Annotated in this window: 18 protein-coding genes; 12 read left to right on the top strand and 6 right to left on the bottom strand. The window is 71.5% G+C overall.

The window, feature by feature from the left end; genetic code table 11:
- The first annotated feature begins 17 nt into the window (after positions 1 to 17).
- The 4 genes from O9K63_RS04875 to mshC are packed head-to-tail and all read left to right on the top strand — an operon-like array spanning position 18 to position 3,305.
- Complete coding sequence (locus O9K63_RS04875; RefSeq protein WP_277241074.1) at positions 18 to 731, top strand: MSMEG_4193 family putative phosphomutase; 714 nt, start codon at positions 18 to 20, stop codon at positions 729 to 731.
- A complete protein-coding gene (locus O9K63_RS04870) occupies positions 728 to 1,246 on the top strand; it encodes a DUF3090 domain-containing protein (protein ID WP_277241072.1) in 519 nt (172 codons plus the stop codon). Before O9K63_RS04875 ends, O9K63_RS04870 begins: the two co-directional genes overlap by 4 nt.
- 20 nt (positions 1,247 to 1,266) lie before the next feature.
- Positions 1,267 to 2,040, top strand: a complete 774-nt coding sequence (locus tag O9K63_RS04865) for an SCO1664 family protein (protein ID WP_277241071.1) — start codon at positions 1,267 to 1,269, stop codon at positions 2,038 to 2,040.
- 23 nt (positions 2,041 to 2,063) lie between these two features.
- On the top strand, positions 2,064 to 3,305 hold the full coding sequence (mshC, locus tag O9K63_RS04860; RefSeq protein WP_277241069.1) for a cysteine--1-D-myo-inosityl 2-amino-2-deoxy-alpha-D-glucopyranoside ligase: 1,242 nt from the start codon (positions 2,064 to 2,066) through the stop codon (positions 3,303 to 3,305).
- Between the two features lie 19 nt (positions 3,306 to 3,324).
- On the opposite strand, the gene O9K63_RS04855 is transcribed toward mshC, so the two are convergent.
- Positions 3,325 to 4,182: a PAC2 family protein gene (locus tag O9K63_RS04855; RefSeq protein ID WP_277241067.1), complete on the bottom strand. Its 858-nt coding sequence runs from the start codon at positions 4,180 to 4,182 to the stop codon at positions 3,325 to 3,327.
- A gap of 34 nt (positions 4,183 to 4,216) precedes the next feature.
- Here O9K63_RS04855 and O9K63_RS04850 point away from each other — a divergent pair, with 34 nt between their 5' ends.
- Complete coding sequence (locus O9K63_RS04850) at positions 4,217 to 4,900, top strand: HAD family hydrolase (RefSeq protein WP_431190356.1); 684 nt, start codon at positions 4,217 to 4,219, stop codon at positions 4,898 to 4,900.
- 58 nt (positions 4,901 to 4,958) lie between these two features.
- On the opposite strand, the gene O9K63_RS04845 is transcribed toward O9K63_RS04850, so the two are convergent.
- Positions 4,959 to 5,759: a RecB family exonuclease gene (locus O9K63_RS04845; RefSeq protein WP_277241065.1), complete on the bottom strand. Its 801-nt coding sequence runs from the start codon at positions 5,757 to 5,759 to the stop codon at positions 4,959 to 4,961.
- Positions 5,756 to 9,526, bottom strand: a complete 3,771-nt coding sequence (gene metH, locus O9K63_RS04840) for a methionine synthase (protein WP_431190355.1) — start codon at positions 9,524 to 9,526, stop codon at positions 5,756 to 5,758. Before metH ends, O9K63_RS04845 begins: the two co-directional genes overlap by 4 nt.
- Before the next feature lie 27 nt (positions 9,527 to 9,553).
- On the opposite strand from metH, the gene O9K63_RS04835 reads away from it, so the two are divergent.
- Genes O9K63_RS04835 through arc form a run of 3 tightly spaced genes read left to right on the top strand, consistent with a single transcriptional unit; the run spans position 9,554 to position 13,428 of the window.
- On the top strand, positions 9,554 to 10,660 hold the full coding sequence (locus O9K63_RS04835) for a site-2 protease family protein (protein ID WP_277241061.1): 1,107 nt from the start codon (positions 9,554 to 9,556) through the stop codon (positions 10,658 to 10,660).
- Positions 10,661 to 10,671: 11 nt separating this feature from the next.
- Positions 10,672 to 11,700 (top strand): tRNA (adenine-N1)-methyltransferase, encoded by a 1,029-nt coding sequence (locus tag O9K63_RS04830; RefSeq protein ID WP_277241059.1) that lies wholly within the window; start codon positions 10,672 to 10,674, stop codon positions 11,698 to 11,700.
- Between the two features lie 57 nt (positions 11,701 to 11,757).
- Positions 11,758 to 13,428, top strand: a complete 1,671-nt coding sequence (arc, locus tag O9K63_RS04825; RefSeq protein WP_277241057.1) for a proteasome ATPase — start codon at positions 11,758 to 11,760, stop codon at positions 13,426 to 13,428.
- 2 nt (positions 13,429 to 13,430) lie between these two features.
- On the opposite strand, the gene O9K63_RS04820 is transcribed toward arc, so the two are convergent.
- From O9K63_RS04820 to O9K63_RS04810, 3 genes are read right to left on the bottom strand one after another with little or no spacing between them, the layout of a single operon-like run.
- A complete protein-coding gene (locus O9K63_RS04820) occupies positions 13,431 to 13,814 on the bottom strand; it encodes a DUF3054 domain-containing protein (RefSeq protein ID WP_277241055.1) in 384 nt (127 codons plus the stop codon).
- 2 nt (positions 13,815 to 13,816) lie between these two features.
- Positions 13,817 to 14,809, bottom strand: coding sequence for an alpha/beta hydrolase (locus O9K63_RS04815; RefSeq protein WP_277241053.1), 993 nt, complete (start codon positions 14,807 to 14,809; stop codon positions 13,817 to 13,819).
- Positions 14,806 to 15,777, bottom strand: a complete 972-nt coding sequence (locus tag O9K63_RS04810) for an alpha/beta hydrolase (RefSeq protein WP_277241051.1) — start codon at positions 15,775 to 15,777, stop codon at positions 14,806 to 14,808. The genes O9K63_RS04815 and O9K63_RS04810 overlap by 4 nt, the downstream gene beginning before the upstream one ends.
- Positions 15,778 to 15,835: 58 nt before the next feature.
- Here O9K63_RS04810 and dop point away from each other — a divergent pair, with 58 nt between their 5' ends.
- The 4 genes from dop to prcA are packed head-to-tail and all read left to right on the top strand — an operon-like array spanning position 15,836 to position 19,096.
- Positions 15,836 to 17,332 (top strand): depupylase/deamidase Dop, encoded by a 1,497-nt coding sequence (gene dop / locus O9K63_RS04805; RefSeq protein ID WP_277241049.1) that lies wholly within the window; start codon positions 15,836 to 15,838, stop codon positions 17,330 to 17,332.
- A 53-nt stretch (positions 17,333 to 17,385) separates the two neighbouring features.
- A complete protein-coding gene (locus O9K63_RS04800) occupies positions 17,386 to 17,580 on the top strand; it encodes a ubiquitin-like protein Pup (RefSeq protein ID WP_277241047.1) in 195 nt (64 codons plus the stop codon).
- Positions 17,577 to 18,404, top strand: coding sequence for a proteasome subunit beta (prcB, locus tag O9K63_RS04795; RefSeq protein ID WP_431190354.1), 828 nt, complete (start codon positions 17,577 to 17,579; stop codon positions 18,402 to 18,404). The genes O9K63_RS04800 and prcB overlap by 4 nt, the downstream gene beginning before the upstream one ends.
- A 35-nt stretch (positions 18,405 to 18,439) precedes the next feature.
- On the top strand, positions 18,440 to 19,096 hold the full coding sequence (prcA, locus tag O9K63_RS04790; protein WP_431190386.1) for a proteasome subunit alpha: 657 nt from the start codon (positions 18,440 to 18,442) through the stop codon (positions 19,094 to 19,096).
- Positions 19,097 to 19,104 lie beyond the last annotated feature (8 nt).

Below are 19,104 nucleotides of genomic sequence, written 5' to 3'. Positions count from 1 at the left end.
GCGCCTAGGGTGGAGCCGTGGCCTACTGCATCCTCATCCGACACGGCCGGTCCACGGCCAACACCCAGGGCGTCCTGGCCGGCTGCGCACCGGGCATCGGTCTCGACGAGATCGGTCGCGACCAGGCGGACGCCCTCGTGGACCGACTGGCGGGCACCCCCTTCGTCCACCTCGCGTCGAGCCCGCTGCAGCGGTGCCTGGAGACGGCCGAGCCGCTCGCCGCCGCCCACGGGCTGACCGTCCAGGAGCACGAGGGGATCGGGGAGTGCCGGTACGGCGCCTGGACCGGCCGCCCGATCAAGGAGCTCGCCGAGGAGCCCCTCTGGCGGGTGGTGCAGGACCGACCGACGGAGGCGACCTTCCCCAGCAGCGACGAGTACCCCGGCGAGTCGATCGCGCAGATGTCGGCGCGGGCCGTCGCCGCCGTCGCCGAGATCGACGCGGCGGTCACCGCCGAGCACGGGCCGCACGCGGTGTGGGCCGCCTTCAGCCACGGCGACATCATCAAGTCCGTCCTCGCGCACGCGGTGGGCACCTCCCTCGACGACTTCCAGCGCCTGCACGTCGACCCCGGATCGATCTCGGCCATCCACTTCACCGACACGCGCCCCATGCTGCTGCGCACCAACGACACCGGCACCTCCACGCTGCAGCCACCGAGACCGAAGGACGCGTCCACCGCGGGCGACGCCACAGTCGGTGGCGGCACCGGGCTAGGGTCGCAGTCATGAGCCTCGTCGAGTTCAACCCACCCGAGCGCTTCATCGTGGGCACGGTCGGTCCGCCCGGGCAGCGGACCTTCTTCCTCCAGGCCAGCGATGGCGAGCGCCGGATGCAGGTAGCGCTGGAGAAGCTGCACGCCCAGGTGCTCGCGGAGCGCGTGGGCGAGCTGCTCGACCAGGTCGCCGGGGTCGAGGCGACCATCGCCGCAGCTGCCGCGGCCGCGGACAACGCGCCCCTCGACACGCCCATCGAGGAGGACTTCCGGGTCAGTGCCCTCGCCCTGTCGTGGGACGAGGACCGGCACGTCGTCATCATCGAGGCGCACGACCAGGACCCCGACGAGGTCGAGGACGGCTCCGTCGTCAACACCCTGCGGGCCTCGCTCCCGCCGGCGCAGGCGCGGGCCTTCGCCCGGCGGTGCGAGACCGTCGTGCACGCCGGTCGACCGGCCTGCCCCTTCTGCGGCGGCCCGGTCGACGCCGACGGCCACATCTGTCCCCGCGCCAACGGCTACAAGCGCTGACCGGGGTGGGGTGGGACGCGATGCTCGACGACGGTGACCTCGTCGTCCTCGGACGCCACCCCTCCGCGAGCAACATCGTGACCGTGGCGGAGATCCGTCGCGCGGACCTCGAGCCGGTGACCGTCGCGTACAAGCCGATCGCGGGGGAGCGGCCCCTGTGGGACTTCCCGGACGGCTCGCTCGCCGCGCGTGAGGTCGCCGCGGCGCGGGTGGACGCGCTGGGTGGCTTCGACCTGATCCCCGAGACCCTGCTGCGCGACGGGCCGTTGGGGCCCGGATCGGTGCAGCGGTGGATCGGCCGGGCGACGGTGCAGGCGCCCAGCCCGGTCGTGGTGACCCCGCCGGACGAGGTGCCCGAGGGCAACCTCGTCGTGCTCGCCGGTGAGGACGAAGGGGGCGCCCCCCTCGTCCTCTCCCACCCCGACCTGCCGAGACTGCGCTCGATGGCCGTGCTCGACGCGGTGCTGAACAACTCCGACCGCAAGGGCGGGCACATCCTCGTGCAGGGAGACCGGCTGTGGGGGATCGACCACGGGGTGAGCCTGCACGCCGAGCCGAAGCTGCGCACGGTGCTGTGGGGCTGGGCCGGGGAGGCGCTGACCGAGGCGGACGCGCGTCGGCTGGAGCGGCTGGCCGCAGCCCTGGAGGAGGAGACCGTCGAGTCCGACCTGCTCGCCCTGATCACCCCCGAGGAGCTGGCCGCGCTGCGCCAGCGGACGAGCGAGCTGGTGGCCTCAGGGATCCACCCGCAGCCGTCGCCCGGCTGGCCGTCGATCCCGTGGCCACCGCTGTGAGTGCCACCTCGTAGGCTGTCCGCGTGAGAGCCTGGCCGTCCCCCCACCTTCCCCTCGTCCCCGGTGACCCCGTCACCCTTTGCCTCCACGACGTCGCGCGCCAGCGCGTCGAGCCGGTGGAGTACGACGGCAGGGCCACCCTCTACGTGTGCGGTGTCACCCCCTACGACACGACCCACATGGGACACGCGGCCACGTACGTGACCTTCGACCTGGTGGGCCGCGCCCTGCGCGACGGCGGCCGGGAGGTGACCTACGTGCAGAACGTCACCGACGTCGACGACCCGCTCTTCGAGCGCGCCGCGCGCGACGGGGTCGACTGGCAGCACCTGGGGCAGGAGCAGATCGACCTCTTCCTCGAGGACATGACCGCACTCGGCGTCCTCGCCCCGGACCACTTCATGGGCGTCATCGAGTCGATGCCGACGATCATCGAGTCGGTCCGCGCGCTCGTGGACCGCGGGATGACCTACGAGGTCGTCGAGGACGGCATCCGCGACACCTACCTCGACCTCGCCACGGCCGGCGGCCTCGGGGAGCTGAGCCACCTCGACCGCGACACGATGCTCGCCTTCTCCGCCGAGCGCGGCGGTGACCCGGAGCGCCCCGGCAAGCGCGACCCGCTAGACCCGATGCTCTGGCGTGGTGAGCGTGCCGGCGAGCCGTCCTGGGACGGCGGGTCGCTCGGTCCCGGACGGCCCGGCTGGCACATCGAGTGCACGGCCATCGCGATGGAGCACCTCGGGGAGCGGATCGACGTCCAGGGCGGCGGGACCGACCTCGTCTTCCCGCACCACGAGATGTCGATGATCCAGGCCGAGGCGATCACCGGCCACCGTCCCTTCGCCTCGCACACCGCCCACCAGGCGATGGTGGGCTACGAGGGCGAGAAGATGAGCAAGTCCAAGGGCAACCTCGTGCGCGTCTCGACGCTGCGCGAGGAGGGTGTGGACCCGCGGGCGATCCGCCTGGCGCTGCTCGACAACCACTACCGCACCGAGTGGGAGTGGACCGACAAGGTGCTCGCGACGGCGGAGGCACGTCTGGACCGGTGGCGTTCGGCGATGTCGACGGACGGGGGCCCCGACTCGACCGCGACGATCGCCGCGGTGCGGGCCGCCCTCGCCGACGACCTCGACTCCCCGAGCGCACTGGTGGCGGTCGACGGTTGGTGCGAGGCGTCCCTCGGTACGGGCGGAGACGTCGCCAGCGCCCCGGGCGACCTCGCCCGCGCCGTGGATGCCCTGCTGGGCGTGCGCCTCTGAGCCCGACGGCCTGCGACGCTCAGCCCGGCCCGTTGGTGTCCTCGCCGCGCCGGCGCAGGTAGCGCTCGAACTCCTTGGCGATGGCGTCACCACTGGCCTCCGGCAGCTCTGAGGTGTCCTGGGCGCTCTCGAGGGCGGAGACGTACTCGGCGATGTCCTCGTCGCTGGTGGCCAGCTCGTCGACGCCCCGCTCCCACGCGCGCGCCTCCTCCTCGAGCTCGCCGTGCTCGATGACCGTGTCGAGGAGGTCCTCGAGCTGACCGAGCAGGGCCAGGCTCGCCTTGGGGCAGGGGACCTGCGCGGCATAGTGCGGCACGGCGGCCCACGAGGAGATCGAGACCATCTCGGCCTGGTGCGCGCCGTCGGCGACGACCCCGGTGATGCCCGTCGGCCCCTCGTACTGGGAGGGCTCGAGCTCGAAGCGGTACGAGGTCATCTCGTCGGGGCTGGACGAGGACACCGGGATCGGTCGCGTGTGGGCGACGTCCGCCAGCAGCGCCCCCAGGCAGATGACGGTCTCGACGCCGTGGGCGACCCCCAGGTCGAGCAGCTCGGTGGTGAAGGCCCGCCAGCGGAAGGAGGGCTCCGTCCCCGTGACGAGCAGGACGTCGCGGCCGAGGCTGTCGGGGGAGGCGAGGAGGATGCGGGTGGTGTTCCAGTGGATCCCGCGACCCTGACCCTGGTTGGTCACCTGCGGGCGGTTGACCTGGAAGTCGTAGTAGTCCTCGGGGTCGATCGCGGCGACGGTCTCGGCGTCCCACAGCTCGATGAGGTGCTCGATGACGCGGGAGGCCGCCTCACCGGCGTCGTTCCATCCCTCGAAGGCGAGGATCATCACCGGGTCGTGCAGCTCGGGCAGGTCCTCGATCTCGATCACGCTCCCCAGCCTACGACGCGTAGCCTCGGACCCCGTGGACATCGTGAACTCCCTGCCCGCCGCCGTCCTGTGGGACATGGACGGCACCCTCGTCGACACCGAGCCCTACTGGATCCGTGCCGAGCACGAGCTCGTCGAGTCCTTCGGCGGGACGTGGAGCCACGAGCTCGCCCTCGGCCTCGTCGGGAACCCCCTGCTGGTCTCGGCGCAGTTCATCCTCGACAACTCGCCGGTCGACCTGCCGGCGGAGGAGGTCGTGCACCGCCTGCAGAGCCGGGTGGTCGAGCAGGTCGGTGACGCCGTGCCGTGGCGGCCCGGGGCCCGCGAGCTGCTCGCGGCCTGTCGCGCGCAGGGTGTGCCGTGCGCGCTGGTGACGATGTCGTGGACCGACCTCGCGGGCGCCGTCGTCGATGCGACGGAGCCGGGGTCCTTTGCCCTCTCGGTCACCGGTGACCGCGTCACCCACGGCAAGCCGCACCCCGAGCCCTACGACACGGCCGTGCGTGGGCTCGGCGTGAGGGCGGGGGACTGCGTCGCGCTCGAGGACTCGCCGACCGGCGTCCGGTCCGCCGTCGCCGCCGGCGTCCCCACCCTCGCGATCCCGCACGTCGTCGACATCCCGCAGATCGCCGGAGCCGTGCAGGTACCGAGCCTGTCCTCACTCACGCCGACCGACCTGCTGGCCACCGCGCTCGGCGAGGCGGGCGCAAGAGCCTAGGCAGTTGCGAAGGGGGAGTGCAGGAGCCTAGGCAGTTGCGAAGGGGGAGTGCAGGGGTCTAGATGGACGCGGAGGTGTCCGGCATGGGTGGGGGAGTCCCGCCGAAGGAGGGGCACAGCGGCTTGAAGTCGCACCAGCTGCACAGCCGAGAGGGTCGCGGACGGAAGTCCCGGTCCGCGACCGCCTTCTCGATGGCCGCCCAGACCGCCTTGACGTTGCGCTCGAGGGCGAGCAGCTCCCCTTCGTCCGGCTCGTAGCGGATGACGGTGCCGTCGCCGAGGTAGACCAGCTGCAGCAGGTCGGGCACCCGCCCGGTGCGGTGCCACATGACCAGACCGTAGAACTTCATCTGGAACAGGGCCTTGCCCTCGAAGCCGGGCCCCGGTGTCCGGCCGGTCTTGTAGTCGACGACCCGCACCTGCCCCTGCGGGGCCACGTCGACGCGGTCGATGATGCCGCGCAGGAGCAGCCCGTCCACCTCGACCTCGACCTTGAGCTCACGGTCAGCAGGCTCGAGCCGCGAGGGGTCCTCGAGGGTGAACCACCGGTCGGTGAGCTTCCCTGCCTGGGCGAACCACGACTCGAGGGTCGACGACTGGTCGTCGGCGAGCATCGCCGCCAGCTCCGGGCGCTCCTGCACGAGCGCGTGCCACCGGTCGGGCACGAGCGACCGAGCGGCCGCGGGCGTGCGCTCGGACGCAGGCAGGTCGAAGATGTCCTCGAGCACGGCGTGCACGAGCGTGCCGCGCACGGCCGCAGGTGACGGCGCCTCCTCGAGTCGGTCGATGGTGCGGAAGCGGTACTTCAGCGGGCACTGCTTGAAGTCCGCCGCACGCGACGGGGAGATGGCGGGAGTCACTCCGGCGCGTAACCGAGGTTGGGGCCCAGCCAGCGCTCGGCCTCACGCATCGTCCAGCCCTTGCGCTCGGCGTAGTCCTCCACTTGGTCCCTGGCTACGCGCCCGACGACGAAGTACTGGCTGTCGGGGTGGGCGAAGTACCAGCCGGAGACCGCTGCCCCCGGCCACATGGCCATGCCCTCGGTCAGCTCGATGCCGATCTCGTCGACGTCGAGGAGCTGCCACAGCGTCCTCTTCTCGGTGTGGTCGGGACAGGCGGGGTAGCCCGGGGCCGGTCGGATGCCGGCGTACCGCTCCTTGATCAGCGCCTCGTTGTCCAGGTCCTCGTCCGCCGCGTAGCCCCAGAACTCCGTGCGCACCCGCTCGTGCAGGCGCTCGGCGAAGGCCTCGGCGAAGCGGTCGGCCAGCGCCTCGAGCAGGATCGCGTTGTAGTCGTCGTGCTCGGCCTTGAACTCGGCGATCTTCTCCGCGGCGCCGATGCCGCCGGTGACGGCGAAGGCCCCGATCCAGTCCTTGATGCCGGTGTCCTTGGGCGCGACGAAGTCGGCCAGGCTGCGGTTGGGCACCCCCGGCCGGTGCTTGCCCTGCTGGCGCAGCATGTGCAGCGTGTGCGCGACCTCGGAGCGCGACTCGTCGGTGTAGATCTCGATGTCGTCGCCGACCGCGTTGGCGGGGAAGAGGCCGATGACCCCCTTGGCGGTCAGCCACTTCTCCTCGATGATCCGGTCGAGCATCACCTGCGCCTCGTCGTAGAGCTTGCGGGCCACCTCTCCCGTCTGCGGGTTGTTGAGGATGTCGGGGAAGGACCCCTTGAGCTCCCAGGCGTTGAAGAAGGGCTGCCAGTCGAAGTACTCCCGCAGCTCGGCGAGGTCGTAGTCCTCGAAGACCATGCGGGTGGGGGAGACGCCCGACACGTGGGGCTGCTCCTGGCCCCAGTCGATCGGGGTGCGCGCCTCCTGCGCCTCCTCGTGGCTGAGCATCGGGCGGTCGTTGTTCTTGGCCGCGTGCCGCTTGCGCAGGGCGTCGTAGTCGGCGCCCACCTCCGCGAGCAACGGCTCCTTGCCGGTCCGCGAGAGCAGCTGGCTGACCACCGGGACGGACCGGGAGGCGTCCTTGACCCACACGACCGGCCCGTCGTACTGCTGGTCGACCTTGACGGCAGTGTGCGCGCGGGAGGTGGTCGCGCCGCCGATGAGCAGCGGGATGTCGAAGCCCTGCCGTTGCATCTCGGAGGCCACCCCCACCATCTCGTCGAGCGAGGGCGTGATCAGGCCGGAGAGGCCGATGACGTCGGCGTCGTGCTCGCGGGCCGTCTCGAGGATCTTCTGCGTCGGGACCATCACGCCGAGGTCGATGACGTCGTAGTTGTTGCACTGCAGGACGACGCCGACGATGTTCTTGCCGATGTCGTGCACGTCCCCCTTGACGGTGGCCATGATGACCGTGCCGTTCGACCGCTCCGCGTCACCGGGCTGCTTCGACGCCTCGATGAAGGGGATGAGGTGGGCCACCGCCTTCTTCATCACCCGGGCGGACTTGACCACCTGGGGCAGGAACATCTTGCCGGCGCCGAAGAGGTCGCCGACGACGCCCATGCCGTCCATGAGCGGTCCCTCGATCACCTCGATCGGCTGGCCACCCTCCTCGTCGATCTCCCGGCGCAGGTCCTCGGTGTCCTCGACCACGTGGTCGTCGATCCCCTTGACGAGGGAGTGCGTGATGCGTTCGCGAAGGGGGAGCTCGCGCCACTGCTCGTTGGCCTCCTCGGCCTTGTGGCCGTCACCGCGGAACTCCTCGGCGATCTCCAGCAGGCGCTCTGTGGAGTCCTCACGACGGTTGAGCACGACGTCCTCGATCCGCTCGCGCAGCTCGGGGTCGATCGTGTCGTAGGGGACGAGGGCGCCGGCGTTGACGATCCCCATGTCCATGCCGGCGCGTATCGCGTGGTACAGGAAGACCGCGTGGATGGCCTCGCGCACGGCGTTGTTGCCGCGGAAGCTGAAGGAGACGTTGGACACTCCGCCCGAGACGAGGACGCCCGGCAGGTTCTCCTTGATCCAGCGGGTTCCCTCGATGAAGTCGGTCCCGTAGGCGGCGTGCTCCTCGATGCCGGTGGCCAGGGCGAAGATGTTGGGGTCGAAGACGATGTCCTCGGCGGGGAACCCGACCTCCTGCGTGAGGATCGTGTACGCCCGCTGGGCGATCTCCGTGCGGCGCTGCAGGTTGTCGGCCTGCCCCGCCTCGTCGAAGCCCATGACGACGACGGCGGCGCCGTACTTGCGGCACAGCCGGGCCTGCTCGACGAAGGGCTCGACGCCCTCCTTCATCGAGATCGAGTTGACGATGGCCTTGCCCTGGGTGCGCTGCAGCCCTGTCTCGATGACCTCCCACTTGGAGGAGTCGATCATCAGCGGCACCTTGGAGATGTCCGGCTCGGAGGAGACGAGGTTGACGAAGGTTCCCATCGCGGCCACGCCGTCGAGCATCCCCTCGTCCATGTTGATGTCGATGGCCTGGGCGCCGTTCTCGACCTGCTGGCGCGCCACGGACAGGGCCGCCGGGTAGTCGTCGGCCTCGATGAGCTTGCGGAAGCGTGCCGACCCGGTGACGTTGGTGCGCTCACCGACGTTGACGAAGAGCGACTCGCTGGTGACGTTGAAGGCCTCGAGCCCGGACAGGCGCAGGGCCGGCTCGACCTCGATCGGCACGCGCGGCGGGGCTCCCTCGATCCCCGCGGCGATGGCGGCGACGTGCTCGGGCGTGGTGCCGCAGCAGCCACCGAGGATGTTGACCAGGCCCGACGTGGCGAACTCCGAGACGAGCTCGGCCATGTACTGCGGGTCCTGGTCGTACTCACCGAAGGCATTGGGCAGGCCCGCGTTGGGGTAGGCCGACACGAAGGTGTCGGCGACCCGGCCCAGCTCGACGAGGTACTGGCGCATCTCCTCGGCGCCGAGGGCGCAGTTGAGGCCGACGGCCACCGGCTGCGCGTGCCGGATGGAGTTCCAGAAGGCCTCGGTCGTCTGGCCGGTGAGGGTGCGCCCCGATGCGTCGGTGATCGTGCCCGAGACGATGACCGGCCACCGGCGGTCCTGCTCCTCGAAGAGGGTCTCGAGGGCGAAGATCGCGGCCTTGGCGTTGAGCGTGTCGAAGATCGTCTCGAGGAGCAGCACGTCGGCGCCGCCCTCGACGAGGCCGGATGCCTGCTCGTGGTAGGCCTCCACCAGCTGGTTGAAGGTGATGTTGCGCTTGCCCGGGTCGTTGACGTCGGGGGAGATCGAGGCCGTGCGCACGGTGGGGCCCATCGCCCCGAGCACGTAGCGCGGCCGCGAGGGGTCGGCGGCCATCGCCTCGTCCGCGGCCTCCCGCGCCAGCCGGGCCGCGGCGACGTTCATCTCGTGGGCGAGCTCCTCCATGCCGTAGTCGGCAAGGGAGATCCGCTGCGCGTTGAAGGTGTTGGTCTCGATGAGGTCGGCGCCGGCGTCGAGGTACTGGCGGTGCAGGTCCTTGACGATGGCCGGCTGGGTGAGCGAGAGCAGGTCGTTGTTGCCGCGGACGTCGCCCTCCCGGTCGGCGAAGCGCTCCCCACGGAAGTCGGCCTCCGACAGTCCCTGCTGCTGGAGCATCGTCCCCATCCCGCCGTCCATGAGGAGGACCCGCTCGCGCAGGGCCTCCTGCAGGACGGCGGTGGCATCGGGACGAAGGGCGGCGTGGGACACCGGGGACTCCTGATCATCGAGGGTGGGAGACCTCCCATTATCAGGCATCACCCTCCCTCGCCTAGGGTCAGGTCCATGGCCGAGCCCATCCAACCGCCCCCGCGCGGGATCCGTCTGGCCACGATCGGCTCGGTCCCCGTCTACCTCGGGTGGTCGTGGCTGCTGCTCGGCGTCATCATCGTGGTGATCATCGGGCCCGGCACCGCCGCCCAGTTCGGGACGGTCACCGGGTACGCCATAGCGGCCGTCTACGCGCTCGCACTCCTGCTGAGCGTCCTGGCGCACGAGGCGGCGCACGCGGTCGCGGCCCGGGCCCACGGGCACACGGTGCACCGGGTCGTGGCCGACCTGTGGGGCGGCCACACGGCCTTCGACGCCTCGCACGGCACCGCACGGAGCGCGGCGACGATCGCGATCGTCGGCCCACTCACCAACGGCCTCATCGCGGTCCTCGCCTTCGCCGGGGTCATCACCTCCGGGTCGGAGATCACCGTGACGTTGCTCACGGGCGTGGCCTTCGTCAACGGTGCGCTGGCCGTCTTCAACCTCCTCCCGGGCCTGCCCCTCGACGGGGGCCAGGTCGTGGAGTCGCTGATCTGGGCGGCCACGGGTGACCAGTCCCGTGCGCGGGTCATCGCCGGCTGGTCGGGCCGCGTGCTGGTCGTGCTGCTCCTCGTCGCGATCATCGGCGTCCCCCTCGCGCGCGGCACGTCGCCGGACCTGTCGATCGCCCTGTGGACCGCACTCATCGGGGCCTTCCTGTGGTCGGGGGCCACGAGCGCCATCGCCCAGGGCGAGGCGCTGGGCACCCTGCGGGGCCTCGACGTCCGCTCCGTCCTCGAGCCGGCCGCCGCCATCGGTGGCGATCGGCCGCTGACGGAGCTGACCTCCCTTCGCGCCCTGCCGGTCGTCGTCGACGAGGCAGGCCGGCCGGTCGGGCTGATCGACCACGACGCCCTCCGCTCGGTGCCGCCGGGCGCCGTGGCGAGCACCCCGGTCTCCGCGGTGACCACGCCCGCGCCGGAGGCGTGGACCACCGAGCTGCGGCCGGGGCACGAGGCGCTGGACCTGGTGCGCGCCTTCCAGTCCTCCGGCTCCTCGATCGTCGCGGTCACCACGGATGGCCGGCTCCAGGGGGTCGCGCGGGCGGCACGGGTCAATGCGGCCCTCTCCCGCAACTAGACTCAGCCCCCATGAGTGCCACCGGATCCGCCTATCGCCGTGGACCCTTCCGTGAGGGGGACCGGGTGCAGCTGACCGACCCGAAGGGGCGGATGCACACCATCACCCTCACCCCGGGGAAGCAGTTCCACACCCACCGCGGCCACGTCAAGCACGACGACCTCATCGGGGAGCCGGACGGCTCCACGGTGACCCACACGTCCGGGACCGAGTACCTGGCCCTGCGCCCGCTGCTGTCCGACTACGTCATGTCGATGCCCCGCGGCGCGGCCGTCGTCTACCCGAAGGACGCCGGGCAGGTCGTCCAGATGGCGGACGTCTTCCCCGGTGCGACCGTCGTCGAGGCGGGCGTCGGCTCCGGTGCGCTGTCGATGTCGCTGCTGCGCGCCGTCGGTGACACCGGGCGGGTGCACTCCTTCGAGCGGCGGGAGGACTTCGCGACGATCGCCCGGGCGAACGCCCAGGCCTTCTTCGGAGAGGACCACCCCGCGTGGACCGTGACCGTCGGGGACCTCGTCGAGTCCCTCCCGGACGCGGTCGAGCCGGGCAGCGTCGACCGGGTCGTGCTCGACATGCTCGCCCCGTGGGAGTGCCTCGAGGTCGTCGCCGACGCCCTGGTCCCCGGGGGCGTGCTCATCTGCTACGTCGCGACCGCGACGCAGCTGAGCAAGGTCGCCGAGGCGATGCGGGACCACGGCGGCTTCACCGAGCCGGAGGCCTGGGAGTCGCTCGTGCGTGGCTGGCACCTCGAGGGGCTCGCCGTGCGGCCGCAGCACCGCATGCACGGCCACACCGGCTTCCTCATCTCGACGCGCCGCCTCGCGCCGGGCGCCACCCCGCCGGTGCGCAAGCGCCGGCCCGGTCGTGGTTACGCCGCCCAGGAGGAGGCAGCGGGCGAGGCGAGCGCCCCGGCTCCCGCTGACGCGCCCCCCGGCGCGGATGACGCGGAGTGGACCCCGGAGGCGCTCGGCGAGCGGGTCGCCTCCGCGAAGAGGATGCGCAAGCTCGCCCGAGGAGTGGTCCCCCCTTCGCCGAGATGAGGACTCGGGGGAGACTGGGAGGAGACCGCCCACCCGGCGGGAAGGGAGCAGACGTCGATGACCACCGAACCGACCCCCCAGCGCGACCGCGAGCTGCGCGACCTGCGTGAGGACCTCGCACGCCAGAAGTCGCAGTCAGCGACCGTCGCCTCGCAGAACGAGCGCCTCGTGCGCACCCTCAAGGACGCGCGCCAGCAGATCGTGACCCTCCGCGAGGAGCTCGAGCGCCTGGCGCAGCCGCCCGCGTCGTACGCGGTCATCGTCGAGGTGCACGCGCAGGACCAGGCCGTCGACGTGCTCAGCGGTGGTCGCAAGATGCACGTGGCCGTCAGCCCGGCCGTCGCTCCGGAGGAGCTGGGCGTCGGCCGCGAGGTGCGGCTCAACGAGGCGATGAACGTCGTCTCGGTCCACGGCGAGGACGTCGCCGGCGAGGTCGTCGTCGTCAAGGAGGTCCTGGACGAGGACCGGCTGCTGGTGATCATGCGCCAGGACGAGGAGCGGGTGGTCCGGCGCGGCACCAGGGTCAGGGAGAAGCAGGTACGCGTCGGGGACGCCGTGCTCGTCGACCAGCGCAGCAACATCGCCGTCGAGCGCATCCCGCGGGCGGAGGTCGCCGACCTCGTCCTCGAGGAGGTCCCGGACCTGGGCTACGACGACATCGGCGGTCTCTCGGCCCAGATCGAGGCGATCCGCGACAGCGTCGAGCTGCCCTACCTGCACGCCGACCTCTACGAGCGCCACCAGCTCAAGGCGCCCAAGGGCGTGCTGCTCTACGGGCCGCCGGGCAACGGCAAGACGATGATCGCCAAGGCCGTCGCGTCCTCGCTCGCCCGAAAGGTCGCCGAGCGCACGGGCCAGGAGAGTGCCACGGCCTACTTCCTCAACATCAAGGGCCCCGAGCTGCTCAACAAGTACGTCGGCGAGACCGAGCGCCACATCCGGCTGATCTTCCACCGTGCCCGCGAGAAGTCGAGCGACGGCACCCCGGTCGTCGTCTTCTTCGACGAGATGGACAGCCTCTTCCGCACCCGCGGGTCGGGCGTCTCCTCCGACGTGGAGACGACGATCGTGCCGCAGCTGCTCGCCGAGATCGACGGCGTGGAGGGCCTGGACAACGTCATCGTCATCGGCGCGACGAACCGCGAGGACATGATCGACCCGGCCATCCTGCGCCCGGGGCGCCTGGACGTGAAGATCAAGATCGACCGCCCCGACATCGAGGGCGCCCGCGACATCTTCAGCAAGTACCTCACCGCCGACCTGCCGCTGCACCCCGAGGACCTGGGCGAGCACGACGGCAACGCCGAGGCGACGGTCTCCGAGATGATCGATGCGGTCGTCGAGCGGATGTACGCCGAGTCCGACGAGAACCAGTTCCTCGAGGTCACCTACGCCGGTGGGGACAAGGAGATCCTCTACTTCAAGGACTTCAACTCCGGTGCGATGATCCAGAACATCGTCGACCGGGCGAAGAAGGCCGCGATCAAGGACCTCCTCACCACGGGGACCGAGGGCCTGCGCGTCGGGCACCTCCTGGATGCCTGCGTCGCGGAGTTCAAGGAGAACGAGGACCTCCCCAACACGACCAACCCGGACGACTGGGCGAAGATCTCGGGCAAGAAGGGCGAGCGCATCGTCTACGTGCGCACCCTCATCGGCGGCAAGTCCGGCGCCGCTGAACCGGGTCGCTCGATCGACACGGGCCACCGCACCGGCCAGTACCTCTGACGTCAGCGGCGCGCGGCGGCGAGGCCGGCCAGCACGCGCCAGCCGATGAGGGTCGCGGCCAGGAAGAGCGTCGCGACGACGACGAAGGGCAGTGCCGTGCCCTGGCCGCTCAGGGCACGCAGCGCCATGCCCGCGACGAGGGTGACCAACCACACGGGGACGCCCTCGACCCACCGGATCGGCCACGTGCGCCGGGTGGTCACGACGAGGGCCCAGCCGATGCCCAGCCCCACGAGGAAGGGCCATGCGGTGTGCGCCCACCCGAGCAGGTCCAGCCCCTCCTCGTGGGTGCGGCGACCGACCCCCGTGAAGACGATGACGAGGAGGACGTCCAGGACCGCCGCGACCGCGGTCGACCTGCCGGGGCGAGGGAGGCCGCCGGCCACCCTCACGCCCCGTCGACGAGGTGGCGGCGCAGCTCGGAGACGAGCTCTGCGCGCTGCTGCGGCCCCGTGCGGGCGACACCGGGGAAGCTGATGAAGCCGTGCGGCATCCCCACGTAGTTGGTCAGTCGCACCGGTACCCCGGCTGCCCGCAGCGCGTCCGCATAGCGCGTGCCGTCGTCACGGATCGGGTCGAGGTCACCGGTCTGGACGAGGGCCGGCGCGACACCGCCGACGTCGCCGAAGAGCGGTGAGACCAGCGGGTCGGTGTCGCCGAGGGCCTCGGGCCCGCTGCCGAGGTAGTGGGCCCGGAAGGCGTGGATGTTCGCCTCGGTGAGGATCGGGGCGTGGGCGTGCTCGCGGATCGAGGGCGAGGCGAGCGTCATGTCCGTCGCCGGGTAGATCAGCGCCTGGTGCCGGATCGCGGTGGTCCCGTCGACCGTCAGGTCGCGCAGCTCCTGCGCGACGACGGCGGCGAGGTTGCCACCGGCCGAGTCGCCGCACAGGGCGACGCGCGAGCGGTCGTGGTCGCGTCCACCCACCTCGACGAGCCAGCGGGTGGCGTCGATGGCGTCGTGCGCGGCCGTGGGGGCCCGGTGCTCGGGGGCCAGACGGTAGTCGACGCTCACGACGAGCGCGTCGAGCTCGGCGGCCAGGTGGCTGCACAGCGGGTCGTACATCCGGGTGGATCCCTGGACCCATCCGCCGCCGTGGAGGAAGACGACCAGCGGGCGCCCCGGCCGGCTCCCGTCGGGCGTGTACCAGCGCAGCGGGATCGCCGCCCCGTCGCGGGCGGGGGCGCTGCCCTCGTCGATCGTCACCGAGGGCACGACCCCGCCGGTGATCCAGGAGAAGGGAGGGGAGGTCGGGTAGACCGTCGCCCGGCTGCGCGCGATGTCCTCCGCGGTCGCCTCGGAGATGGGCGTCCGGCCCACGTTGTCGAGGTAGCTCGTCAGCAGGGTGATCAGCGGGGCCATGCCGGGGTAGGGCTTCTTCATCGGTCCTCCGGGTGCAGGTGGTGGCGGAGCTCGCCCACGAGCTCCTGGAGTGCGGGCTGCGCCGCGGGGGCGAGCCCGGGGAAGTTGAGGAAGCCGTGCGGTGCGCCGCGGTATCTCGTGTGCCGCACCTCGACCCCGGCTGCGCGCAGGGCGTCGACGTACGCCTCGCCGTCGGGACGAAGGGGGTCGAGCTCGGCCGTCTGCACCAGCGCCGGCGGCAGGCCCGCCAGGTCGCCGTGGGCGGGGGAGACGAGCGGGTCGCGGTCGTCCGCGTCGTCGCCGAGGTAGAGACCCCGGAAGCTGCGCAGCATGGCTGGCGTGAGGATCGGGTACCGCTGGTCGAGCGCCTGCAGGTCGTCCAGCTCGCGCACCGTCAGGTCGGGAGCGGGGTAGACCAGGGCCTGGTGGCGCAGCCCCACAAAGGCCTCGTCACGCAGGTGCTGGGCGATCCCCGCGGCGAGGTTGCCGCCGGCCGAGTCGCCCGTGACCCCCACGGAGTCGGTGCGGACCCCGAGGGCGTCGGCGTGCTCCAGGGCCCAGGCGGTGGCGTCCCGGCAGTCGTGCGCGGCGATCGGCGCGCGGTACTCGGGTGCCATGCGGTAGGCCACCGTGACGACGACGGCCCGGGCCGCCGCGGCGATCCGGGTGAGGTACGGGTCGTAGACGCCGATGTGGCCGATGACGAAGCCGCCGCCGTGGAAGTGCAGGAGCAGCGGCAGCCGCTCCGCCGACGCGGGCCGGTGGACGCGCACCTTCACCTCGTGGCCGTCGCGCACGGTGATGTGGTGGTCCTCGCTGCGCACGCCGCGGTGGGGTGTCCCCACGACCCAGGTGTAGGGCGGTCGCATCGGCACCGTGCTGCGCATCCTCGAGAGCCGATCGGGGGTCATCTCGTCGGCGGTGACCGAGAAGCGCGTGAGGAAGTCGAGGATCCTCGTACCCATGGGCATCCACGTCTGATCGTCCACGCGCCCATTCAACACGCTGCCCCTCGGCCGCAGGGTGGGGGGCGCCTACCCTGTGGCCATGAGCGTGCGACGGGTGATGGGTATCGAGACCGAGTACGGGATCGCCGTCCCGGGACAGCCGCAGGCCAACCCGATGGCCGCCTCCGGCGACGTGGTCACCACCTACGCGCGTGCGCACGGCCTGCGCGCCGCCCACGGCGCCTGGGACTACAGCGACGAGCACCCGCTCATCGACGCGCGCGGCTTCGAGGTGCCGCGCTCGCGCGCCGACCTGTCCCAGCTGACCGACGTCGAGGACCCCACGCTCGCCAACGTCGTGCTGGCCAACGGGGCGCGCCTGTACGTCGACCACGCGCATCCCGAGTACTCCAGCCCGGAGGTCACCTCCCCGCGGGACGCCGTCGTGTGGGACCGCGCGGGGGAGCTGGTGATGCGCGAGGTCGTGGAGCGGCTGGCGGAGCGTCCGCCCGGCATCAACCTGTACAAGAACAACACCGACGGCAAGGGCTCGTCCTACGGCACCCACGAGAACTTCCTCGTGTCGCGCCGGACCCCCTTCGAGCGGATCATCGCCGGGCTGACCCCCTTCTTCGTCGCCCGCCAGGTCATGTGCGGCGCGGGCCGGGTCGGCATCGGCCAGGAGAGCGAGCACACCGGCTACCAGATCTCCTCCCGCAGCGACTTCTTCGAGGCGCCCGTCGGTCTGGAGACGACCTTCAAGCGCCCCATCATCAACACGCGCGACGAGCCGCACGCCGACCCCGACATCTGGCGTCGGCTGCACGTGATCATCGGTGACGCCAACCAGGCCGACGTGGCCAACCTCGTCAAGACCGGCTCGACCTCGCTCGTGCTGTCCCTCATCGAGGCGGACGCGATCGACCGCCGTCTCGAGGTGCTGCATCCGGTCGAGGCGCTCAAGGTCATCTCGCACGACCCCACCTGCACGGCGACGGTGCGGATGCGTGACGGCCGTGACCTCACGGCGGTGCAGATCCTCACCGAGTACCTGGAGATGGCCACCGCCCTCGTCGAGCGCGAAGGGAGCGACCCGGCCACCGACGAGGTCCTCACCCACTGGGAGCGGCTCCTCGGGCTCCTCGCGCACGACCCGATGGACGCGGCGGCCGACATCGACTGGGTCGCCAAGCTCAACCTGCTCGAGCGCTACCGCCAGCGGGACGGCATGCAGTGGGGTGATCCCCGCCTGGCGGCGATCGACATCCAGTTCTCCGACGTGCGCGCGGACAAGGGCATCTTCCACACGCTCGAGCGGGCCGGTCGGATCACCCGCCTGACCACCGACGACGAGGTCCGCGCGGCCGTCTCCACCCCGCCCGCCGACACCAGGGCGTGGCTGCGTGGCGGTACGGTCGAGCGTCTCGGGGAGCACGTCGTGTCCGCCTCGTGGGACAGCCTCGTGCTCCGACTGCCGCGGGCGGGACGGATCGCGCGCGTGTCGATGCTCGACCCCCTGGCCCACGGCCGTGACGAGACCGAGACGTTGCTGTCCGCCGGTGACGTCGACGACCTCGTGGCCGGGCTCGGGGCATAGGCTCGCAGGTACCGGGTGCCGGCAGCTGCCGGCCGCGACGAGAAGGAGCAGCAATGGCGCAGGAGCAGACCCGTCCCGAGCGTTCCGGTGGTGGCGACGAGGGTCCCGCCGACGAGGGGACCCAGGTGGCGGCGCAGAACGCCGCCCGCGACGAGGACGTCGACTCGGTGCTCGACGAGATCGACGGCGTCCTGGAGTCCAACGCCGAGGAGTTCGTCAAGGGCTTCGTCCAGAAGGGCGGGCAGTGAGTCCCGAGCGGACCCACGGGCGGTTGCCGCAGGCCTTCATGACCGCCGGCGGGGCATCCTTCACGGAGTTCGTCGGTCGGCACGAGCCCCAGCTGCTGCCGGGCCGCCGGGCCCTGCCGAGCACACCCGCGCTCGAGGCGCCCCACGGGACGACGATCGTCAGCCTGGCCTGGCCGGGCGGGGTCCTCATGGCCGGTGACCGGCGGGCGACGACGGGCCACGTCATCGCCAACCGGGACATGGACAAGGTCTTCGCCGCGGACGACCTCTCGCTCGTCGGCATCGCCGGCACGGCCGGCGTGGCGATCGAGATGGTGCGCCTGTTCCAGGTGGAGCTCGAGCACTACGAGAAGATCGAGGGCACGCACATGTCGCTCGAGGGCAAGGCCAACCGGCTGGCGGCGATGCTGCGCAGCAACCTCGGCCTGGCGATGCAGGGCCTGGCCGTCGTCCCCGCGTTCGGTGGGTACGACCCCGACGCCGGCACGGGGCGGATCTTCTCCTACGACGTGACCGGCGGGTGCTACGAGGAGCACCGCCACCACAGCGTCGGCTCGGGGGCGGCCTTCGCCCGGGGGGCGCTGAAGAAGCTGTGGCGCCCCGACATGGGCCACGAGGAAGCGGTCCGGGTGGCCGTCGAGGCGCTCTACGACGCCGCCGACGACGACTCCGCGACGGGCGGTCCCGACGTGCACCGGCGGATCTGGCCGACGGTGGGTGTCGTCGGTGCCGACGGCGTGACCTTCCTCGACGAGTCGGTGCTCGAGGAGACGGTCGCGACCGTGCTGGAGACCCGCCGCGACAACCCGGGAGGTGCACGGTGACCCAACCCCCCTTCTACGTCTCACCCGAGCAGGTGATGAAGGACCGGGCGGACTTCGCCCGGGCCGGGATCGCCCGCGGCCGTTCGGTGGTCGTCCTCGCCTACGACGGCGGCATCCTCTTCGTCGCCGACAACCCGAGCAGCCGGTCGCTGAACAAGGTGAGCGAGATCTACGACCGCATCGGCTTCGCCGCGGTCGGCAAGTACAACGAGTTCGAGAACCTGCGCGTGGCCGGCATCCGCTACGCCGACCTGCGCGGCTACTCCTACGACCGCTCGGACGTGACCGCACGCGGGCTGGCCAACGCCTACGCCCAGACTCTGGGCACCGTCTTCACGGAGGACCAGAAGCCCTACGAGGTCGAGATCGTGGTCGCCGAGGTCGGTCGTACCAGCGAGAGCGACCGGATCTACCGGCTCACCTACGACGGGTCCGTCTCGGACGAGGCCGGCTGCGTCGTCATCGGCGGGGCCAGCGAGCAGCGGGGGGAGACCCTGCGCTCGCGGTGGCGCCGCGGGATGGCACTGGGCGAGGCCTTCGACCTGGCGGTGGATGTCCTCTCGCTCGTCGGCGAAGGGGAAATGTCGGGTCCGCGGGTACCGCTCGACGCGCTCGAGATCGCCGTTCTCGAGCGGGACCGGCCGCGCCGGTGCTTCCGGCGGCTCACCGGTGACGCGATCCGCGAGGGTTAGCCTGCAGA

Origin of the sequence: Janibacter cremeus, assembly GCF_029395675.1 — a bacterium.
GTDB lineage: Bacteria > Actinomycetota > Actinomycetes > Actinomycetales > Dermatophilaceae > Janibacter > Janibacter cremeus_A.
The sequence above is the reverse complement of the archived record's forward strand: the minus strand, read 5'-3'. Positions and strand labels throughout refer to the sequence as shown.

What these genes read in the sequence shown, in the direction of transcription:
- O9K63_RS04830 (WP_277241059.1), top strand. Translation starts at nt 10,672, where the DNA reads ATGAGTGCCACCGGATCCGCCTATCGCCGTGGACCCTTCCGTGAGGGG.
- O9K63_RS04865 (WP_277241071.1), top strand. Translation starts at nt 1,267, where the DNA reads ATGCTCGACGACGGTGACCTCGTCGTCCTCGGACGCCACCCCTCCGCG.
- O9K63_RS04815 (WP_277241053.1), bottom strand. Translation starts at nt 14,809, where the DNA reads ATGAAGAAGCCCTACCCCGGCATGGCCCCGCTGATCACCCTGCTGACG.
- dop (WP_277241049.1), top strand. Translation starts at nt 15,836, where the DNA reads ATGAGCGTGCGACGGGTGATGGGTATCGAGACCGAGTACGGGATCGCC.
- arc (WP_277241057.1), top strand. Translation starts at nt 11,758, where the DNA reads ATGACCACCGAACCGACCCCCCAGCGCGACCGCGAGCTGCGCGACCTG.
- metH (WP_431190355.1), bottom strand. Translation starts at nt 9,526, where the DNA reads ATGCCTGATAATGGGAGGTCTCCCACCCTCGATGATCAGGAGTCCCCG.
- O9K63_RS04835 (WP_277241061.1), top strand. Translation starts at nt 9,554, where the DNA reads ATGGCCGAGCCCATCCAACCGCCCCCGCGCGGGATCCGTCTGGCCACG.
- O9K63_RS04800 (WP_277241047.1), top strand. Translation starts at nt 17,386, where the DNA reads ATGGCGCAGGAGCAGACCCGTCCCGAGCGTTCCGGTGGTGGCGACGAG.
- prcA (WP_431190386.1), top strand. Translation starts at nt 18,440, where the DNA reads ATGAAGGACCGGGCGGACTTCGCCCGGGCCGGGATCGCCCGCGGCCGT.
- O9K63_RS04870 (WP_277241072.1), top strand. Translation starts at nt 728, where the DNA reads ATGAGCCTCGTCGAGTTCAACCCACCCGAGCGCTTCATCGTGGGCACG.